Source organism: Alcanivorax xiamenensis (genome assembly GCF_009846745.1).
Taxonomy (GTDB): domain Bacteria; phylum Pseudomonadota; class Gammaproteobacteria; order Pseudomonadales; family Alcanivoracaceae; genus Alloalcanivorax; species Alloalcanivorax xiamenensis.
The window spans coordinates 1-18,036 of record NZ_AQPF01000002.1 but is presented as its reverse complement, the minus strand read 5'-3'; the positions used below and the strand labels follow the sequence as shown (position 1 = coordinate 18,036).

The following is an 18,036-nucleotide window of genomic DNA, read 5'->3' as shown; positions in this document are numbered from 1 at the left end:
CCGCTTGGCCGCGAATGCCCTGAGCCGTTGGCCATTCGCGTGCAAGCACGCTCCCACAGCAGCGCAGTAGCCCCTTCCGTTACAGACCCGTGCCCATGATTGAAGCGCCGTGTCCCGCCAAACCCCGATGAACCATAAGAAAGCGTTTTAGTGCTTGCCAGGGCGTGGGGTCTGGTTTTGCATTATCGGCGTCCGGTCAGCGATCCTCGCGCCGTATCCACTGTGATTCAGGCGTTTCCGCGCGCAGGTTGATCAGACGGGCCATGATGAACAGCAGGTCGCCGAGCCGATTGAGGATCGCCAGGCTGACCGGGTTGACCTGCTCCTGGTCGGCGAGGGTCACCAGCCGGCGTTCGGCGCGCCGGGCCACGGTCCGGCAATGGTGGCACCACGCCGCGTCGGCGTTGCCGCCGGGGAGTACGAACTCTTTCAGTGGTGGCAGTTCGGCATTGATCAGGTCGGCCTGGGATTCGATTTCCACCAGCTCGGCGTCGGTCAGGGTCACGGTGTCGGGGATCGCCAGCTCACCGCCGATATCGAACAGCCATTGCTGCAGATTCTCGATCAGCCGGTCCAGATCCTCATCAAGCGGATGCGCGCGCAACACGCCGAGGGCGCTATTGAGTTCATCCAGGCTACCGAGCGCCTCGATGCGGGGATGGTCCTTGGCGACCCGGCTGCCATCGGCGAGACCGGTATGGCCATCGTCGCCGGTGCGGGTGATGACCCGGTTGATGCGGGTCTTTTCATCCTTGCGGGAAGGCATGGTGATTCCTAGTCAGTGATATGGCGTGGAACCCATGAATGTACTCCGGATTCCACCATGGGTGCAGCCCCGACTACGAAGCCGCTGTGGGAAGCTGCCTTGGCAGTGAATGGGACTGAGATAGCACATACACCGTATTCGCTGGCAAGCCAGCTTCCCACGGCAGCCTTGTAGCGGCTTCTGATTTCACGTCCGCGAAGTCAGGGTGGCGACGATGCGCTCATGGGCCGGCAGTGACAGCCCCAAGGGGGCGGCCCGGCGCAGTAAATAACCGTTGATGGCCTCGATTTCGGTGACGGCGCCTTTACCGACGTCGGCGCGCATGGACGAGGTATTACCCGCGGTGGCGCTGGCCACCGCCATCACCCGGGGCAGGGAGTCGCCGGGCCAGGTCGGGTCCACAGCGGTGAGCAACTGGTCGGCTTCCCGGCACAATTCCTCGGCCTGGTGTTGCAGCTCCCGGTCTTCCAGCAGCCGGCCGTTGGGCACATCGTGGAGCGCGGTGAGCGGGTTGATCACCGCGTTGGCCACCAGTTTGTGCCACTGGCGGTGTTGGAAGTCCGCCGGCCAACTCAGGTTCGGCCAGTGTGCGCTCAGCTGCTCGAACCAGTCCGGAGCGACATCATGACCGCCCATCCAGGTCTCGTTCTCCGCCACCACCTGATGTTGTGCTGGCCCGTCCTGTTTCACCGCTGAAGTGGTGACCACCTCGATCAATCGAACGCCCTCTGGCAGCAGACCATCAAGGCTGCCGAGGCCATTTTGCAGTCGCAGCACCTGGGTATCGGCGGTCAGTGGCACGGACTCCAGGGCGGCGGCGCTGTAGGGCGCCTTGCAGGCTACCACCAGGCGGCGGGGCGGTTCGGTCAGCGCGACGGGCGAGAGCACCGGCAGAACCAGATCGCACGGCGGCCTGCCGTCGGCGAAGGTGAGTCTCCTGCGAAGCGGGCTTGCGGTGTCATGGCGCAGCACGGTCACCGGAACGCCGGCCTGGCGCAAGTAGTACGCCGCCAGCAGGCCCATGTTGCCGGCGCCGAGCAGGTACCAGGTGCTCATGGTCGCCGCGCCTCCGGCCGGGCGCCATGGCGGATCAGCCAGATCAGAATCAGCAGTCCCGGTATCGCCATCAGCGCGGTGAGTATAAAGAACACCTCCCAGCGGCCGCCGAGAAGATCCACCATCCAACCGCTGCCGGCGGCCAGGGTGGTGCGGCCCAGGTTGCCCAGGGACGCCAGCAGCGCGTACTGCGTGGCGGTGAACTGCCGGTTACACAGATCGGAGATGTAGGTGACGAAGGCAATGGTGGACACACCGCCGGTGAAGTTGTCGAGGATCACGCAGGTCAGCAGCACGGTGTCGTTTCGCCCGGTTACCGCCAGCCAGGCGTAGAGCAGGTTGGTCAGAGCCATGGCGATGCCGGCCACCAGCAGCCCCCGGGAGGCGCCCAGCTTGATGCTGATGGCGCCGCCGAGAAAGCTGCCTACCCCCAACGCCACCATGCCGGCGGTTTTCACATAGGCGAACACCTCCGCCCATTGGTAGCCGATTTCGTTGTAGAAGCGGATCGACATGGTGCCGAGAAACGCCTCGCCGATCTTGAACAGAAAGATGAATCCCAGCAGCACCACGGCCATCTGTGTGCCGTTGCGGCGGAAGAATTCGATAAAGGGCGCGAAGACCGCGCTTTGCAGCCAGCGTGCCATGCGTTCGCCCGGCGGGGCGTCCGGGCGTCCGCTCACCCTGGCTCTGTCCTCGGGTTCCCGTGCCATCAGGCAGCCGGCCACGCCGAACAGCATGGCGCTGCTCATCACCAGGTAAATCTGGTTCCAGCTGTCGAGCCAGGCGGTCAGCCACAGAGCGATGCCGGCGATCAGCAGATTCCCCAGCAACCAACCCACCACGCCGGCGGAAGCGGCGGCACCCTGTTGGTCCACCGGCACGGATTCGATCCGCAGGGCGTCGATGGCGATGTCCTGGGTGGCGGAAACAAAAGCGATGATCAGACAGATAACGCCCACCGCCAGCAGCTCTTTGCTGGGGGTGAACACGGAGAGCAGCATCAACAGCCCCACCAGCGCGATCTGGCTGAGCAGAATCCAGGCGCGGCGCTTGCCCAGCGCCCGCCCCAGCGGGCCCAGGCGGAAGCTGTCCACCAGCGGCGCCCACAGAAAATTGAGCGCGTAGGGCAGCGAGACCAGACCGAACAGGCCCAGGCTGGTGCGGCTCAATCCCTCGTCGGTGAGCCAGGCGGACAGGGTGGAAACGATCATGCCCTTGGGGAAGCCGCTGGCAATACCCAGCAGAAAGATCACCAGAATGCGGCGATCAAAAAAGGCGTTTTCCAGTTTCATTTACTCTCCGGGGGCGGATTCGGCGGCCTCGGGGCGCCATTGGAAGCGGCGTAATGGCACGCGCTGGCTCAGCACCGCCACGCCTTCCTGGTGTAACCGGCGTAGTTGGGTCTCTCCACTGGGGGTGCCGATCAGCGGCAGACCGCCATCGCCCCGGATCACCCGGTGCCACGGCAGTTTGCTGCCCTTGGGCAACTGGCTCATCAGCCGGCCGACAAAACGGGCGTGGCGCGGGTAACCCGCCATACGGGCCACCTGACCATAGCTGCAGACGGTGCCGGCGGGGATGGCCGCCACAATCTGATAGACCGCGTCGCGGAACTCCTGATTCATGCGGCGAGTATGAAAGTGCCGGGAGCACCGCGCAACCGTGGCATGCGCACAGCCTGCCGGCCAGCTTCGGAGAGATCAATTCGCGCTGCATTCGCGAGCAAGCTCGCTCCCACAGAGAGGAGCCACGAAGCCCTGTGGGAAGCTGCCTTGGCAGCGAATCAGCGTGTAGGCGGGCTGTCCCATAATTGCGGGACACCGGTGTCCGCTGACCGCAATGTCTTCGTTCCCGACGATTTTTGTGGCCTGCCGTCCATGGCGGCCACCCTCTGGGCCGTCGCGGATACGACGTCAAGAATCGTTCCTGACGATTTTTTGTGCTCAGGGCTCTTGAAAGGCCGGTTGAGAACCCCATTAGGAGGTCACCGGCGTGACAGCCTATTGACTGTCATGAAGGTCCAATTATGATTAGCACTCTCTGGCATAGAGTGCTAAGCCGGGTCAGGCCATGCCGGTCCGGCCATGATGCTGACTACATTCGTTGATTGCTGAAACCTCAACAGGAGAAGAGAGGCAATGAAAATCCGTCCGTTGCATGATCGCGTACTGGTGCGTCGCGAAGAGGAAGAAACCAAGACCGCCGGCGGTATCGTGCTGCCCGGCTCAGCCGCTGAAAAGCCTTCCCGTGGTGAAGTGATCGCCGTGGGTAACGGCAAGATCCAGGAAAACGGCGATGTGCGTCCCCTGGACGTGAAAGCAGGCGACAAAGTGATCTTCGGCCAATACTCCGGCAACACCGTGAAGGTGGATGGCGAAGAGCTGCTGATCATGAGCGAGGCCGAAATCCTGGCCGTGATCGAAGGCTGATCCTGATTCTCCACTGCTTTCCTGGATAACCGAATTTCAGAGGAACACGACAATGGCTAAAGAAGTACTGTTTAGTGACGACGCCCGCCAGCGCATGGTGAAAGGCGTGAACATCCTGGCCGACGCGGTGAAAGTCACCCTGGGCCCGAAAGGCCGTAACGTGGTGCTGGAGAAGTCCTTCGGCGCGCCGGCCATCACCAAGGACGGCGTGTCCGTGGCCAAGGAAATCGAGCTGGAAGACAAGTTCGAGAACATGGGCGCGCAAATGGTCAAGGAAGTCGCTTCCAAGGCCAACGACGAAGCCGGTGACGGCACCACCACCGCCACCGTGCTGGCCCAGGCCATCGTCAACGAAGGCCTGAAAGCCGTGGCCGCCGGCATGAACCCGATGGACCTGAAGCGCGGTATCGACAAAGCCGTCATCGCCGTGGTGGAAGAGATCAAGAAGCTGTCCACCCCCTGTGACAACACCAAGAGCATCGAGCAGGTGGGCACCATCTCCGCCAACTCCGACAGCTCCGTGGGCGAGATCATAGCTCAGGCCATGGAAAAAGTGGGCAAGGAAGGTGTTATCACGGTTGAAGAAGGCCAGTCCCTGGTCAACGAGCTGGAAGTCGTGGAAGGCATGCAGTTCGACCGCGGTTACCTGAGCCCGTACTTCATCAACAACCAGGAAAAAATGCAGGTCGAGCTGGAAGAGCCCTACATTCTGCTGGTGGACAAGAAGATCTCCAACATCCGCGAACTGCTGCCGGTACTGGAGAACGTGGCCAAAGCCGGCCGTCCGCTGATGATCATCGCCGAGGACATTGAAGGCGAAGCGCTGGCCACCCTGGTGGTGAACAACATGCGCGGCATCATCAAGTGCGCCGCCGTTAAGGCACCGGGCTTCGGCGATCGCCGCAAAGCCATGCTGCAAGACATCGCCATCCTCACTGGCGGTACCGTGATTTCCGAGGAAGTGGGCCTGAGCCTGGAAAACGTTTCCCTGGAAGATCTGGGCAACGCCAAGAAAGTGAACATCGACAAGGAAAACACCACCATTGTCGATGGCGCCGGCCAGCAGGGCGATATCGATGCCCGCGTCGAGCAGATCCGCCGCGAGATCGAGAACTCCTCCTCCGACTACGATCGCGAGAAGCTGCAAGAGCGTGTGGCCAAGCTGGCCGGCGGTGTGGCGGTGATCAAGATCGGTGCCGCCACCGAAGTGGAAATGAAAGAGAAGAAAGCCCGCGTTGATGACGCCCTGCACGCGACCCGCGCCGCCGTTGAAGAAGGCGTGGTACCGGGTGGTGGTGTGGCGCTGGTGCGCGCTCTGGCCACCATCGGCGAACTGACCGGTGACAACGATGAGCAGGATGCCGGTATCGCTATCGCCATTCGCGCCCTGCAGGCTCCGCTGCGTCAGATCGCCACCAACGCCGGTGCCGAAGCGTCCGTGATCGTTCAGGAAGTACGCAACGGTAACGGCAACTACGGCTACAACGCCGCTACCGGTGAATACGGTGACATGCTGGAAATGGGCATCCTGGACCCCGCCAAGGTGACCCGCTCCGCGCTGCAGGCCGCCGCTTCCGTGGCCGGCCTGATGATCACCACCGAAGCCATGGTGGCTGACAAGCCGGAAGAGAAAGGTGCTGCTCCGGATATGGGCGGCATGGGTGGAATGGGTGGCATGGGCGGCATGATGTAAACGCCGCTCCGGCTCCCACCGAAGCCTGAAAAAGCCCCGCCCGCAAAGGCGGGGCTTTTTTGTAGTTCATCGAGGATTACCGGGAATGTGGGTCTCCATCGGCGGCGCGGGTCTGCACGGAGGCCTTCCGGGACCCTGTTTGACAGGGAGGTCAAACCGGGAGCCGACAGGGATGTATTCACGGCGATCCCGGAAGGCCTCCGTGCAGACCCGCTTAGAAGTGAACCGCCGCGTTCCGGACGCCAACGACGACGGACCTTTCTGGAAAGGGAAAGGATGGCCTCCGTTTGCTCGCGGTGGACAGGGCATCCGTATTCGCCGCTCACCTCGAAGCGGAGCCGCGTTACGCCTTTGCGGGACTCTGCTTCACGGCGTTCCCGCAAAGGCGTAACGCGGCTCCGCGGTCCCTGATGGAAGGCAATACGGTTTCCCTCCATACCGCGATGAATCTTTTTTTGTGCCTGTCTCCAAGGCCGGTGAACCCGCCTCCTACAGCGGTTTCGTGGACTTGCGGATTCAGGGGATTCCGGTGGAGCAGGCATTTTTGCGCTGGCGAACGGTTGAGTCCCGCCCATGATCATTCACGGATTCTGATTTTTCAGTATCGCCCCGATGCTGCCGTCATCGGAGAACAGCGTCCTGATGTAATCGAGAAAGGTCCGGATAAGCTGAGACGGATAGAGGTTTGGCGCGGTGATCAGATACAGTTTGTCGCCCCACATTTTCGGGTCGGGATCGAAATCGATCAGCGTTCTGACCAACTGCCCCGATTGCAGTTCATCACTGATCAGGTAATACGGCAGTACCCCGATGCCATTGCCAAGCACCACCGACTGCTTGAGGAAATTCATGTCCGAGCATTGCAGTTTCGGTTGAAGATCGACGACATGGTGTGTGTCCCCGGAGATGAATCTCATGATCAACCGATTGTTTCTGACCGGTGGTGTAACCAGGGCATGGGTGGGTAACTCTTCCGGCGACCGCGGAGTCCCGTGGTTTTCCAGATAATCCGGGGAAACGCAGGTGACCCATTCCATGGCCGACAATTCCCGGGCCACATAATGATCGGGCGGTGAATTGGCGACCCGGATGGACACGTCGATTTCATCCTCCAGCAAATCGTATATCCGGTTGTTGAACGTGATCTGCATGGTGACCTCGGGGTTCTCCTTGCAAAAATCCAGCAGGGCCGGCGCCAGCACCAGTTGGCCCAGACCGATAGGCACGCTGACTCGCAGGTGGCCCCGCAGCGCCCGCCCCATATCCCTGACAACGGCCTCCATGGCGGTGAATTCCTGCATCACTTTCACCGCGTGTTCATAAAGCCTGATACCTATCTGTGTCAGCTCCACCCGGCGGGTGGTGCGTCTCATCAACTGAACCCGGAGTTCCGTTTCCAGCTTCTTGAGGCGCCGGCTGATGTTGGAACGGCTGGTCTGTAAGCGGTCCGCCGCGCTGGTCATGCTGCCGCTTTCCACCACCGCGACCAGGGCCTCGAAGTCCTTGATGTCCATGATGGGGTTATTGTTGCGAATTTGGAAACAGTTTGGCCAAAATATGGAGCATTGTCTAGGTTGTGAATCCTTTCTACAGTGTCCGCTACCACTGGCGACATCCTGTCACGCGCGTATCGCGGGGCACCAAATAAGCAGAAAGGTAAGAATAATGACAGCAGACCTGGTCTATGAGGACCGGCTCATAACCGGAGAAGAACTTGATCTCAGGGCGCGGAGACTGGCGGGTGGACTGACTGGTCTTGGTGTTGGCGAAGGCGATGTGGTTGCGGTGATGGTGAAAAACCATCCAGCGTTCATTGACCTGATGCTGGCCTGCCGGGTGTTGGGAGCCCATTATTGCCCGATCAACTGGCATTTCCGCTCCACTGAAGCCGAGCATATCCTGCGCGATTCCGGTGCCAGAGCGCTGATTATCGAGGAGGCTTTTCTGCGGGAGATTGCTGAGATCATTCCCGCGGCGCTCTCCGTGATTGCCATCGACGGCGACAACGGCGAACACCCTGACTACGACAGCTGGCTGAGTCGGCAGCCGGAATACTCCGGTGGGATTCGTGCCCCTCGCGGCATGATGCCGTACACCTCCGGCACCACCGGCAAACCCAAAGGGGTATGCCGGCTGCCCTTGGGGCCGGAGCATCCGCCCGCCATGCAAGCGCTTTCGGAACAGGTCTGGGGTGTCAAGGCCGGCGTCCGGACCCTGATGCCCGCGCCGCTGTACCACAGCGCGCCGAATTCCATGACGCTGCAGACGCTGCTGCACGGTGATCTGTTGGTGCTGACGCGGAAGTTCGACGCGGAAGCCATTCTAAGGCTGATTCAGCGGCACGGGATCACCACTGTCTATCTGGTACCGATCATGTACGTCCGGCTTCTGCGGTTGCCGGAGAGCGTCAAAAACCAGTACGACATTTCATCGGTGAGGTTTGTCGCATCCACCGGAGCATCCTGCGCCCCGGAGCTGAAAGCCGCCATGCTGGCCTGGTGGGGGGAAGTTATCTACGAGACCTATGCCTCCAGCGAAACCGGGATGCTGACCGTGCAGACGCCCGAGGGGGCGCGGATCAAACCGGGCAGTGTCGGCAAGCCGGTGTTGAACGCCGAAATAAAAATCGTGGGCGACGACGGTAAGGAATGTCCCATCGGTGAAACCGGTGTCATTTATGGCCGGCAGCCGGCCTATCCTGACTTTACCTATCAAAACAACCCGGCCGCCCGGGCTAAAGCCGGCTTGGGGGCCCTGATCACGGTCGGCGATGTTGGCTATGTGGACGAAGACGGTTACCTGTATGTCTGCGACCGGGTTTCCGACATGGTGATCTCCGGTGGCGTCAATATTTACCCGGCTGAAATTGAACATGCCCTGCTGGAATTGCCGGAAGTACTCGATTGCGCGGTCTTTGGCATTCCCGATCATGAGTATGGGGAATCTCTGGTGGGGCTGGTGAAGTGCACCGGCGGTGCCGATCAGGTGATGGAGAACATTCGCAACTATTTGGTCGGGCGCCTGGCCAATTACAAGATCCCCAGGGACATCCGAATAGTGGACGATCTGCCCCGTGACGATAACGGCAAAGTATCGAAACGAAAACTGAAACAAGAATTTTCTGGATACTAGAATAAAAAGAGGAGGTTTTTAATGCGTTATCTGAAGAACATTGTGGCGGTATTTGCATTCGCGGGCGTTGCCGCCTTGAATCCGGTATCCGCCGATACCGCGAGCCCGCTTCCCTCGACCATGGCCTGGACTTCCTATCCGACCTCCTCGGCGAACTATGCTCAGCTTTTGGCGCTGGGGAATGTGCTCAAGAAAAAGTTCAACGTATCGGTTCGGGTATTGCCCGGTGATAACGATGTCTCCCGGATGACACCGTTAAGAACCGGCCGTGTTGATCTGTGCGGTTGTGGTATCGCCAGCTACTACGCATCGGAAGGAGTGCTCCTGTTTGCCGATGCCGCCTGGGGCCCGCAACCGGTTCGTGTGATCCGAACGTCCATCGCTGATTTTGGCATGGGGTTGGTGGTGGCCGGTGATCTCGATGTCAAAACCCCCGCCGATTTGAAGGGCAAAAAAGTCGCCTGGATCCGAGGCGCGCCGTCGTTGAACCTCGGTACCGAAGCCTATCTGGCGTTTGGCGGGCTCAGTTGGGATGACGTGGAACGGGTGGAGTTCCCCGGCTATAACCGTTCCTTCGACGGCATCATTCAAGGACTGGCGGACGCGGCCTTCACCATGACATCCGCGCCAGCGCCGGAACAGGTTGCCGCCAGCCCGAGAGGCATTACCTGGCCAGAGCTGAGCCCGGATGATCAGGAAGGATGGGCGCGCATGAAGGACGTGGCGCCTTACTTCCAGTCTCATGAAGTGACGTCGGCGGCGGGTGGCGTCGTTAACAAAGACCACCCCCACGCGTTCGCAAGCTATCCGTATCCGGTCATGGTGGCGACCCGCAACTACGATGCGGACATCGTCTATAACCTGATCAAGGTCATACACGAAGACTCCGACGAATATAAGAACGATGCGCCGGGCGCTACCGGGTACGGGATCGACAGCCAGAATATGTTTTGGGTGATTCCGTTCCATGACGCGGTGGTGCGGTACTACAAGGACATCGGTATCTGGACCGATGAGATGCAGGCACACCAGGATCAGTTGGTCCGGCGCCAGGAACTGCTGATCGAGACCTGGAATGCCTTTGTCGATGACAACCCGCCCTCGGATCAGGATCAGTTCCGTGAGGCATGGATGCAGGCACGGGCCGATGCCCTTGAAGCCGAAGACATGAACCCGGTCTTCTATTGAACCCGTCATCCTGTGCTCGCAAGTTCCCGCCCGGAGTTTCATGACCATGAGTTCGACTCAGGCAACGTCCCCCAGGGATACGGTCAGCCAGCCGGAAAATATTTCCGGCATTCGCTCCCTTTCCGGTTTCTGGCTATGGGTGCCGAGACTGGCCACCCTGGCCCTGACTCTGATCACCATTGACTACCTGTTCAACCTGCAGATCATCAACCTCATCACCCGGGTGGAAAGCCAGTTTTTCTACACCGTGGTGGCCCTGATGCTGCCGTTGGTGTTTCTGCTCTGGCCGATCAATCGCCATGGTGCCCGGGACCGGGTGCCCTGGTATGACGTACTGCTGTTCATCGCCGCCGTGGTGGTGTGCGCCTTCTTTGTTTACAACGCGGAACATATCCTCAACCGGGGCTGGGAATACGCCGCGCCGGGCCACGCGGTGACCCTGAGCTTTTTGTTCTGGGCGATTGTAGTGGAAGCGGTACGCCGGGCGGGCGGCTGGCCGATCGCCGTGATCGTTGGCTGTGCCAGCCTCTATCCGATCTTCGCCGATGTGATGCCCGGGCCGATCCAGGGTTTTCCTTCCAGCCCGGACGCTACCGCTATTTATCTGGCCATGAGCCGGGAAGGCATCATGGGGATCCCACTGCAGGCGTTCGCCAATCTGGTGATCGGCTTCCTGCTGTTCGGAGTGGCTCTGCAGCAAACCGGCGGCGGCAAGTTTTTCATTAACCTGGCGTTTTCCCTGCTTGGCCACGTCCGTGGCGGGCCCGCCAAGGTGGCGGTGTTTTCCAGCGGGTTGATGGGCTCGATGAGCGGCAGCGTGATCACCAATGTCATGACCACCGGCGTCATGTCGATCCCCGCCATGCGCCGGATGGGGTTCGGCAAATCCTATGCCGCCGGCGTGGAGGCCTGTGCTTCCACCGGGGGGGTGCTGATGCCGCCGGTGATGGGCGCCACCGCCTTCATCATGGCGTCGTTCCTGAACATTCCCTACGGTACCATCGCCCTGGCCGCGGTGGTGCCTTCGGTGCTCTATTTCCTCGGGCTGTTCATCCAGATCGATGCCTACGCGGCCAGATACGGGATCAAGGGCCTGCCGGAGGACGAGCTGCCATCGTTGCGCCAGACGCTGAAAGAAGGCTGGTATTTCATTTTTGTCTTCGCTTTGCTGATCTGGTTGCTGTTCTTCCTGCGGCGGGAGGCCACCGCGCCGTTCTTCGCCACGGCGCTGCTGCTGATCATCAATCAGCTCCTGCCTTATCAGCGCTGGGGCTGGCGGGAGGTCAAGAATTTCTTCTCGACCTCGGGCAAGCTGTTTGCCGAACTGATCGCCATCCTGGCCGGGGTCGGCCTGCTGGTGGGCGCGCTGTCGGTGACCGGACTTTCCGGCACCATCGCCAACGACCTGATTTTCCTGGCTGGCGGCAACACTCTGGTGCTGTTGCTGATGGGGGCGCTGACCAGCTTTATTCTCGGTATCGGCATGACAGTGACGGCGGCCTACATCTTCCTGGCGGTGGCACTGGCGCCGGCGCTGATCAACGGTGGTGGCATGGACCCGTTGGCGGTCCACCTGTTCATTCTTTACTGGGGCATGCTCAGTTTCATTACGCCGCCGGTGGCCCTCGGTGCCTTCGCCGCCGCCACGGTGGCCGGAGCAAGGGCAATGGAAACCGGAGTCCAGGCGATGCGGCTGGGCAGTGTGATCTATTTCATTCCGTTCCTGTTCGTACTGAATCCGGCGCTGATTTTTCAGGGGGCCTGGCATGAGGTTGTGGTGGTGATCACTCAGGCGTTCTTTGGCGTGCTGCTGATCGCCTGCGCCATGCAGGGCTACCTGCTGGGTGTCGGCGACCTGTCGGTAAACCGGGTTCTGGAGTGGCCGATCCGGCTGGCGCTGATCGGCGGCGGCATGCTGCTGGCTATCCCGGGAGGAGGCCCGGTGCCACTGACCAACCTGACCCTGTCCCTGATCAGCGCCGCGCTGCTGGTGCCCGCCATCGGCGCTGCCTGGCTATCGGTGCGGACCATGCCGGCAGGGCAAACAGCGGGGACCTGAGGTCCCCGCGTGCCAGCGTATCGCGTGTAAGCAATACCTCAATGCCGGAGCTTCAGGGCCGGCAGTCCAGCCCCATATTGGCCTCGATCAGATCGCGGTCGGCGGTGTCGGTCACGCCATCCAGGTTGACGTCGTACCAGCTCGACAGGCCGCCGCCCTGATCGGGGTCGGCCCACCAGGCCCATTGCTCCAGGTCGGTGGCGTCGACCCTGCCATCGTCGTTGCCGTCGCCGGGGCATGCGCTGTCTCTGGCCAGCAAGTCGGTCAAACCGTTGCTCAAGGCCGCGTAATGGGTTTGCTCCGTGGCGGTCAGTTGATCCGGCGTTTTGCCCGCCAGCAGGTCCTGGTCTTCGCGGTCGAGTTTCAAGGTCAGCGGGTCCGGGCTTTCATTGATCTCGTAGAATTCCTCGCTATCGATGAAGGTGTCCGTGGCGCAGTCCAGGCGGCTGATGCGCACCAGCTTATAGTGTTCGTCACGCAGAGTGCTCTGATGGTGAGGAAACAGTTTTACCGGGTCCTCGCCCTGGGATACCCGGTAATCGTTGACCGCGCAGCAGGAATTGAAACCGTCCGCGCCGGCCACGCCGCCGGGACCGTACCAGATGCCGCTCTGGTCTTCGCAGACGCCCTGTTGCGGGAAGATTTCCACGCACACATTGGCGCCGGGAATGACGCAGGGCGGAGCGGGATCAGCGCTGAAATTGGTGCCCAGCTCGCTGAAGTTGGTGTCGCGAATGGCCTGGTGGTCCGGTTCGGTCAGGTAGGGCATCACCGGCCGGGCGTCCAGTTGCACCGAGGCGGGCAGACGCTCCTCGCCGATGCCGGCGATTTCCCGGAACAGGCTGAACAGATCGGTGTTGTTGACCATGTGCGGCACGTCGCGGTCCGGGCTGTTGACGATGGATTCAGGGCCGGCCACCGCCAGCGGCACCCAGACGCCGGATTGATAGAGCGAGCCTTTGGCCCGTACCGGATCGAACGGCAGTTTGACGCTGGGCATGTAAGTGCCGTTGTCGCTGGTGAACACCACTACGGTGTTGCTGTCCGGATTGTAGCGCAGGGTGCCGTCATCGAGCCGCTTGGCGATGCCGGTTTCCACCAGCAGGCGCCCGATCTCATGATCCACCGCCTCCAGCATGTGTTGGGCCACCGCCCGTTGCTGGGCGAAATCCGCCGCTTCGGTGGGATCGACGATGCCCAGTTCCGCCAACTGATTGGCGGCGGGGGTGCCGCAGCCGAGCAGGCTGAGGTCCGCGTCCGGGTGCGGCAGCAGGGCCGCCGGCGGCGGTTGCAGCGGTGCATGCAGGGCGGAATAGCCGAGGCTGAGCATCCAGGGGGTGCCGGGCTGCCGGGCGCGGGTTTGCGTGATCCAGTCGATGGCGCGGTCGGTCTCCCGCACGGTGCGGTAACCGCGGGCGCGGGGATCGGCGGCGAGCAGGGTTTCGTCGCGGCCATCGGCGTGATTGATTTTCCATTCGCCGGTGTAATAGCCGTTCTGGACAGTGAAGTCGAGTTCGGCTCGGCGCACGTCGCTGTACACCGTGGCCTCGGGATCGAACAGGCCGCCGCGTTCCACGCAGGTACGTCCCGGCGTCGGGTAGGCGTCCAGGTCGTTCATGATCAGATGCCCGCCATCGGCCAGATAGCAGACACCGAAGTCCGCGCCGTTCTCGCTGTCGGCCACGGTGTTGGGCACGAAGCCGCACTGGTAGGTGCCCTCCGCCGCCACGCCGCCGCCGGTGGTATCGATCGGGTAGGGCGCGCCATCCAGATAGCCGGCGAAGTAGTCCCAGCCCAGTTCACGCATGGCGCCGTCGCCCAGCGGATGATTCTCGGGGCCCAGGTCGGAACCGGTCAGGTGCATCTTGCCGATCAGGGCGCTGACGTAGCCGGCTTCTTCCCGAAGCAGCCGTGGCACGGTCAGGGTGTAGGGCGACACCTGGGAATTGGCCAGGTCATTGGAAACGATGGCGTTGCGCACGTTGTTGCGGAACGGATAGCGACCCTCGAAAAAGGTGGCGCGGGTCGGCGAGCAGGTGGGCATCGACCAGGTGTTGCGGAATCGTACTCCGGCGTTGGCGATGGCGTCGATGCTACTGGTTTTCGCCGGGATCGCGCCGCCGTAACCGAACGCCCGGAACTGATCGATACCGGCATCGTCGACCACGATAAACAGAATGTTGGGTGGCGTGGGTGCGTCCGCGCTACCATCCCGCGATGATCCGGAGTCCGAATCGAAGCAGCCGCCGAGCGTGAACAAGGCACAACCTGCCAGCGTCAGGCCGCTTAATGATGGTTTCATGCTATCCCCCTTTTCTTGTTGGTAAATGCTTTTCCGCCCCGGTTATCTTTTTCTTGCGCCGGACCGCAAGCCCATACCATAAATGGGGTATCCAACGGCGATGGGCGGGTGGGGCATTCTGTCGCTGGCGATTCTTGCAGCCTGGGGAAAACAACAATGACGGGGACCAGCGGCACGGTGCGTATCGTACTGCTTGAGGACGACGCGCCTTTGCGCGAACGCTTCGTGGCCATTCTCCATGCCTGGGACGGCGGCGAGTTGGTGGCGGTCTGCGCCACGTTGGAACAAGCGCTGACGGCGCTGGATCAGCATCCGGTGGATCTGTTGATGACCGATCTGAATCTTCCGGACGGTCACGGCATAGACGCCATCCGCCGATTGCGTCAACGCCATCCCGACGCCGATACCATGGTCATCTCGGTGCTGGCCGACGACGAAACCGTGCTTGCCGCCATCGAGGCCGGCGCGGTGGGTTATTTGCTCAAGGACGCCGACTCCATCGAACTGGTGGAAGCCATCGAGGAGCTGCGTGCCGGGCGTTCGCCGATTTCCTCTTCCATCGCCAGGATTCTGGTGCGTCGCATGAACAAGCCGGCGGATGACGCCACCGGGCCAGGTCTGACGCCACGGGAAATGGATATCCTGCGGGGGATCGCCAAAGGTTTCACCTACACGGAACTGGCCGAATGGCTGGGCATTTCCCGCCAGACCGTGCCGGTGCACATCAAGAACATCTACCGGAAGCTGGCGGCGAACAATCGGTCCGAGGCCGTTTACGAAGCGTCCAAACGCGGGTTGTTGCGGCTGTGAAGCGCACGGTGGGGTTCGCGGTGTTGTGGGCGGTGATGGCGCTGCTTGCCAGCGCTCCGCTGTGGGGGACCCTGCCGGAGCCGGCCAGCGGCCGCATCGACACCGCTGAGCGCTATCAGGATGGCGTCTGGACGCCGGTATCCCTGCCCCAGGCCGGCCGCCCCGCCGGCGGCTGGGAACACTATCGCATCCAGTTTGACTGGGATGGCCGGGACCCGGTCACTCTTTATTTGCCGACAATCAGCCAGCGGGCGGTGGTCGAAGTGGCCGGCGAACGGATCGCGGACACGGAAAACCGCACCACCCTGGTGTCGTTGGCCTCGGGCGTTCCGGCGCTGGTGGCGTTGCCGGGGAAGCTGCTCGAGCGCGGCGGGAACCAGGTCGATATCCGGGTGCAGACCCTGGGCCTGGTACCCGGTTACCTCTCCACTCTGTACGTGGACAAGGCCGAACGGCTGGCGCCGTATTACCGGACCCGGGTGTTCGTGCTTGAGTACCTGCGCTTGATGGTGCCCGCCGGGCAACTGCTGATCGCTCTGGTGGTTCTGGTGGTGTGGCTTTACCGGCCCCAGGAGTCGTTGTTCGGCTGGCTGTTCCTGTTGTTGACCACCTCCATGTTCGTTTATCTGGGAATGATGCGGGAGTTGCTGCCGACGCCGGTCGAGGCCATGTACTACGCCATCATGGCCGGTTCGGCGGCCTGCGAAATCCTGGTGATCACCGTTTTGCTGATCGCCGGTGTGCCGGTACCGCGCTGGTTGAAGATCACGGTGCCGGGCGTGCCCGCCGCCTGCATTCTGGTCAGCGCCCTGGGGCTGGTGCCGCCGGCGCAGGTGGTGCTGTTCGTCAATGCGCCACTGAACATGCTCGGGCAGTTGGCGGCACTGGCGATTCTGGTGTGGGCGGCGCTGGCACGGCGGGTCGAGGAAGCCTGGCTGCTGGTGCTGCCGCTGTTGCTGTCGACGGTGGCGGCCCTGCACGACTTCGCCATCATCATGACCTGGCTGGACGGGCCGATCTTCCTGTCGGTGTATTACCGCCCGGCGATGATGATCGGCATTGCCATGATCCTGATGCGCCGTCTGGGTCTGAGCCTGGGGCGTCTGGACAACATCAATGGTTATCTGACGCAACGGCTGCGGGAGCAGGAACGGGAGCTTGAGCGGCTGCACCAGGACGAACGCCGCGAAACCGCCGCGCGGGCGCTCAGCGAGGAACGTCGGCGCCTGACCGCTGACCTGCACGATGGCCTGTCCGGTCATCTGGCCTCGATCATCGCGCTTTCGGAGCGGGAGAAATCGGAACGGGTGGAAGGCGCCGCCCGCGAGGCCCTGGATGATCTGCGGCTGGTGATTCATTCGCTGGACATCGACGACCACGAACTGCCGGTGGCTCTGGCGGGATTGCGGGAACGTCTGGAGCGGCAGCTCAAACGGTTGGGCGTGGCGATGGACTGGTCGCTGGCACCGCTGCCGGAGATCGCCGGGGTCACCCCGTCCCACGCGCTCAATGTGTTGCGCATCCTGCAGGAGGCGATCACCAACGCCCTGCGGCACGGCGGCGCCACCCGGATCACGGTACGTGGCGCCCGGTCCGAGTGCGGCCAGGCGTGCATCACGGTGGAAAACGATGGCCGCCCCTTTCCGCGCCGGCCCGAGCGGGGTGGTGAGGGACTGATCAACATGCGTCGCCGGGTCCGGCAACTGAACGGTGTGATCGACATCGAACCCCTGGCCGGCGGCACCCGTCTGACTCTGCTGCTGCCCCTGCGTCTGCCCGGCGCGGAGCCGGACCGGGGCCAGCCGGATCCGGTGGCGTAGCCATGCGTACCGCTGTCGCGGTGGCTTTGTTGGCGGTGCTGGCCGGTGTGCTGGTGGCGGTGTTCCAGGCGCGGGGCGGCGGGGCCGCCGGCCCGATTACCGCGCACTGGGTCGAAGAGACGCAATGCGGGCAGTGCCATCAGGCCCAGGTGCGCGATTGGCGCGGTTCGCATCACCATCGCGCGATGACCGAGCCCACCGATCAAACCGTGCGCGGCGCCTTCGACGGCACCGGTTTCGTTGGCGAGACCCAGAGCAGCGTTTTTTTTCGCAGAGACGGCGAGTTCTGGATTCGCACCCAGGAGCGGGACGGTGAACCGGAACAACACCAGGTGGCCTACACCTTCGGCTGGGAACCGCTGCAGCAATACCTGCTGGAAACGGAAGGCGGGCGGCTGCAGGCCTATGGCGTGGCCTGGGATACGCAAACGCGGTCCTGGTTCCATCTGTACGACCGGCCGGAGGTGGACGAACGGCACCCGTTGCATTGGCGCCAGCCCGCCCAGAACGCCAACTTCATCTGCATCGAGTGCCACACCAGCGGGTTTCAACGGGGCTATGATGCCGCCGGGGACCGCTTCGACAGCCATTGGAGGGCCCTGGGCGTGGGCTGCCAGAGCTGTCACGGCCCGGCCTCACGGCATCTGGCGTGGGCGCGGGCGCCGGCGGAAGCGGTGCCCGGCCACGGTTTCGAGGTGCCCCTCACCGACGCCGCCCGTGCCTCCGAGGTGGACACCTGCGCGCGCTGCCACAGCCGGCGCGCGCCGCTGGGCGACGG

At 62.4% G+C, this 18,036-nt stretch carries 14 protein-coding genes; 8 read left to right on the top strand and 6 right to left on the bottom strand.

Annotation, left to right across the window (positions count from 1 at the left end; translation table 11 throughout):
• Nucleotides 1–196: 196 nt before the first annotated feature.
• The 4 genes from A6D6_RS01635 to A6D6_RS01620 all read right to left on the bottom strand — a co-directional run bounded on the left by A6D6_RS01635 (nt 197) and on the right by A6D6_RS01620 (nt 3,450).
• Nucleotides 197–766: a cob(I)yrinic acid a,c-diamide adenosyltransferase gene (locus tag A6D6_RS01635; protein ID WP_133491449.1), complete on the bottom strand. Its 570-nt coding sequence runs from the start codon at nt 764–766 to the stop codon at nt 197–199.
• Between the two features lie 186 nt (nt 767–952).
• Nucleotides 953–1,822 carry a ketopantoate reductase family protein gene (locus tag A6D6_RS01630; RefSeq protein ID WP_159659735.1) on the bottom strand — a complete coding sequence of 290 codons (870 nt, stop codon included), beginning with the start codon at nt 1,820–1,822 and terminating at the stop codon, nt 953–955.
• Nucleotides 1,819–3,117 carry an AmpG family muropeptide MFS transporter gene (locus A6D6_RS01625; protein WP_133491447.1) on the bottom strand — a complete coding sequence of 433 codons (1,299 nt, stop codon included), beginning with the start codon at nt 3,115–3,117 and terminating at the stop codon, nt 1,819–1,821. The genes A6D6_RS01630 and A6D6_RS01625 overlap by 4 nt, the downstream gene beginning before the upstream one ends.
• Nucleotides 3,118–3,450 carry an MGMT family protein gene (locus A6D6_RS01620; RefSeq protein WP_133491446.1) on the bottom strand — a complete coding sequence of 111 codons (333 nt, stop codon included), beginning with the start codon at nt 3,448–3,450 and terminating at the stop codon, nt 3,118–3,120.
• A 513-nt stretch (nt 3,451–3,963) separates the two neighbouring features.
• On the opposite strand from A6D6_RS01620, the gene groES reads away from it, so the two are divergent.
• Nucleotides 3,964–4,254, top strand: coding sequence for a co-chaperone GroES (gene groES, locus A6D6_RS01615; protein WP_159659734.1), 291 nt, complete (start codon nt 3,964–3,966; stop codon nt 4,252–4,254).
• 52 nt (nt 4,255–4,306) lie between these two features.
• On the top strand, nt 4,307–5,947 hold the full coding sequence (gene groL, locus A6D6_RS01610; RefSeq protein WP_133491445.1) for a chaperonin GroEL: 1,641 nt from the start codon (nt 4,307–4,309) through the stop codon (nt 5,945–5,947).
• Nucleotides 5,948–6,528: 581 nt separating this feature from the next.
• On the opposite strand, the gene A6D6_RS01605 is transcribed toward groL, so the two are convergent.
• Nucleotides 6,529–7,461: a LysR family transcriptional regulator gene (locus A6D6_RS01605; RefSeq protein WP_063142386.1), complete on the bottom strand. Its 933-nt coding sequence runs from the start codon at nt 7,459–7,461 to the stop codon at nt 6,529–6,531.
• Between the two features lie 151 nt (nt 7,462–7,612).
• Here A6D6_RS01605 and A6D6_RS01600 point away from each other — a divergent pair, with 151 nt between their 5' ends.
• The 3 genes from A6D6_RS01600 to A6D6_RS01590 are packed head-to-tail and all read left to right on the top strand — an operon-like array spanning nt 7,613 to nt 12,326.
• On the top strand, nt 7,613–9,079 hold the full coding sequence (locus A6D6_RS01600; protein WP_159659733.1) for an AMP-binding protein: 1,467 nt from the start codon (nt 7,613–7,615) through the stop codon (nt 9,077–9,079).
• 21 nt (nt 9,080–9,100) lie between these two features.
• The gene (locus tag A6D6_RS01595; protein ID WP_159659732.1) at nt 9,101–10,267 is read left to right on the top strand and encodes a TAXI family TRAP transporter solute-binding subunit; all 1,167 of its coding nucleotides are present in this window, start codon (nt 9,101–9,103) and stop codon (nt 10,265–10,267) included.
• 46 nt (nt 10,268–10,313) lie between these two features.
• Complete coding sequence (locus A6D6_RS01590; RefSeq protein WP_159659731.1) at nt 10,314–12,326, top strand: TRAP transporter permease; 2,013 nt, start codon at nt 10,314–10,316, stop codon at nt 12,324–12,326.
• Nucleotides 12,327–12,378: 52 nt separating this feature from the next.
• Here the strand turns inward: A6D6_RS01590 and A6D6_RS01585 are convergent, their stop codons facing one another.
• A complete protein-coding gene (locus A6D6_RS01585; protein WP_159659730.1) occupies nt 12,379–14,628 on the bottom strand; it encodes a sulfatase-like hydrolase/transferase in 2,250 nt (749 codons plus the stop codon).
• Nucleotides 14,629–14,784: 156 nt separating this feature from the next.
• Between A6D6_RS01585 and A6D6_RS01580 the strand changes: the two genes are divergently transcribed.
• The 3 genes from A6D6_RS01580 to A6D6_RS01570 form a co-directional block, all read left to right on the top strand.
• Nucleotides 14,785–15,438 carry a response regulator gene (locus A6D6_RS01580; RefSeq protein ID WP_159659729.1) on the top strand — a complete coding sequence of 218 codons (654 nt, stop codon included), beginning with the start codon at nt 14,785–14,787 and terminating at the stop codon, nt 15,436–15,438.
• Nucleotides 15,435–17,258 carry a sensor histidine kinase gene (locus tag A6D6_RS01575; protein ID WP_159659728.1) on the top strand — a complete coding sequence of 608 codons (1,824 nt, stop codon included), beginning with the start codon at nt 15,435–15,437 and terminating at the stop codon, nt 17,256–17,258. The genes A6D6_RS01580 and A6D6_RS01575 overlap by 4 nt, the downstream gene beginning before the upstream one ends.
• A gap of 2 nt (nt 17,259–17,260) precedes the next feature.
• Nucleotides 17,261–18,036, top strand: a 776-nt coding sequence (locus A6D6_RS01570; protein WP_304503113.1) for a multiheme c-type cytochrome, incomplete at its 3' end; no start/stop codon positions are given.

Coding starts and splice junctions, on each gene's coding strand:
- A6D6_RS01585 (WP_159659730.1), bottom strand. CDS start 14,628: ATGAAACCATCATTAAGCGGCCTGACGCTGGCAGGTTGTGCCTTGTTC.
- A6D6_RS01620 (WP_133491446.1), bottom strand. CDS start 3,450: ATGAATCAGGAGTTCCGCGACGCGGTCTATCAGATTGTGGCGGCCATC.
- A6D6_RS01580 (WP_159659729.1), top strand. CDS start 14,785: ATGACGGGGACCAGCGGCACGGTGCGTATCGTACTGCTTGAGGACGAC.
- groES (WP_159659734.1), top strand. CDS start 3,964: ATGAAAATCCGTCCGTTGCATGATCGCGTACTGGTGCGTCGCGAAGAG.
- groL (WP_133491445.1), top strand. CDS start 4,307: ATGGCTAAAGAAGTACTGTTTAGTGACGACGCCCGCCAGCGCATGGTG.
- A6D6_RS01635 (WP_133491449.1), bottom strand. CDS start 766: ATGCCTTCCCGCAAGGATGAAAAGACCCGCATCAACCGGGTCATCACC.
- A6D6_RS01595 (WP_159659732.1), top strand. CDS start 9,101: ATGCGTTATCTGAAGAACATTGTGGCGGTATTTGCATTCGCGGGCGTT.
- A6D6_RS01625 (WP_133491447.1), bottom strand. CDS start 3,117: ATGAAACTGGAAAACGCCTTTTTTGATCGCCGCATTCTGGTGATCTTT.
- A6D6_RS01630 (WP_159659735.1), bottom strand. CDS start 1,822: ATGAGCACCTGGTACCTGCTCGGCGCCGGCAACATGGGCCTGCTGGCG.
- A6D6_RS01600 (WP_159659733.1), top strand. CDS start 7,613: ATGACAGCAGACCTGGTCTATGAGGACCGGCTCATAACCGGAGAAGAA.
- A6D6_RS01590 (WP_159659731.1), top strand. CDS start 10,314: ATGAGTTCGACTCAGGCAACGTCCCCCAGGGATACGGTCAGCCAGCCG.
- A6D6_RS01605 (WP_063142386.1), bottom strand. CDS start 7,461: ATGGACATCAAGGACTTCGAGGCCCTGGTCGCGGTGGTGGAAAGCGGC.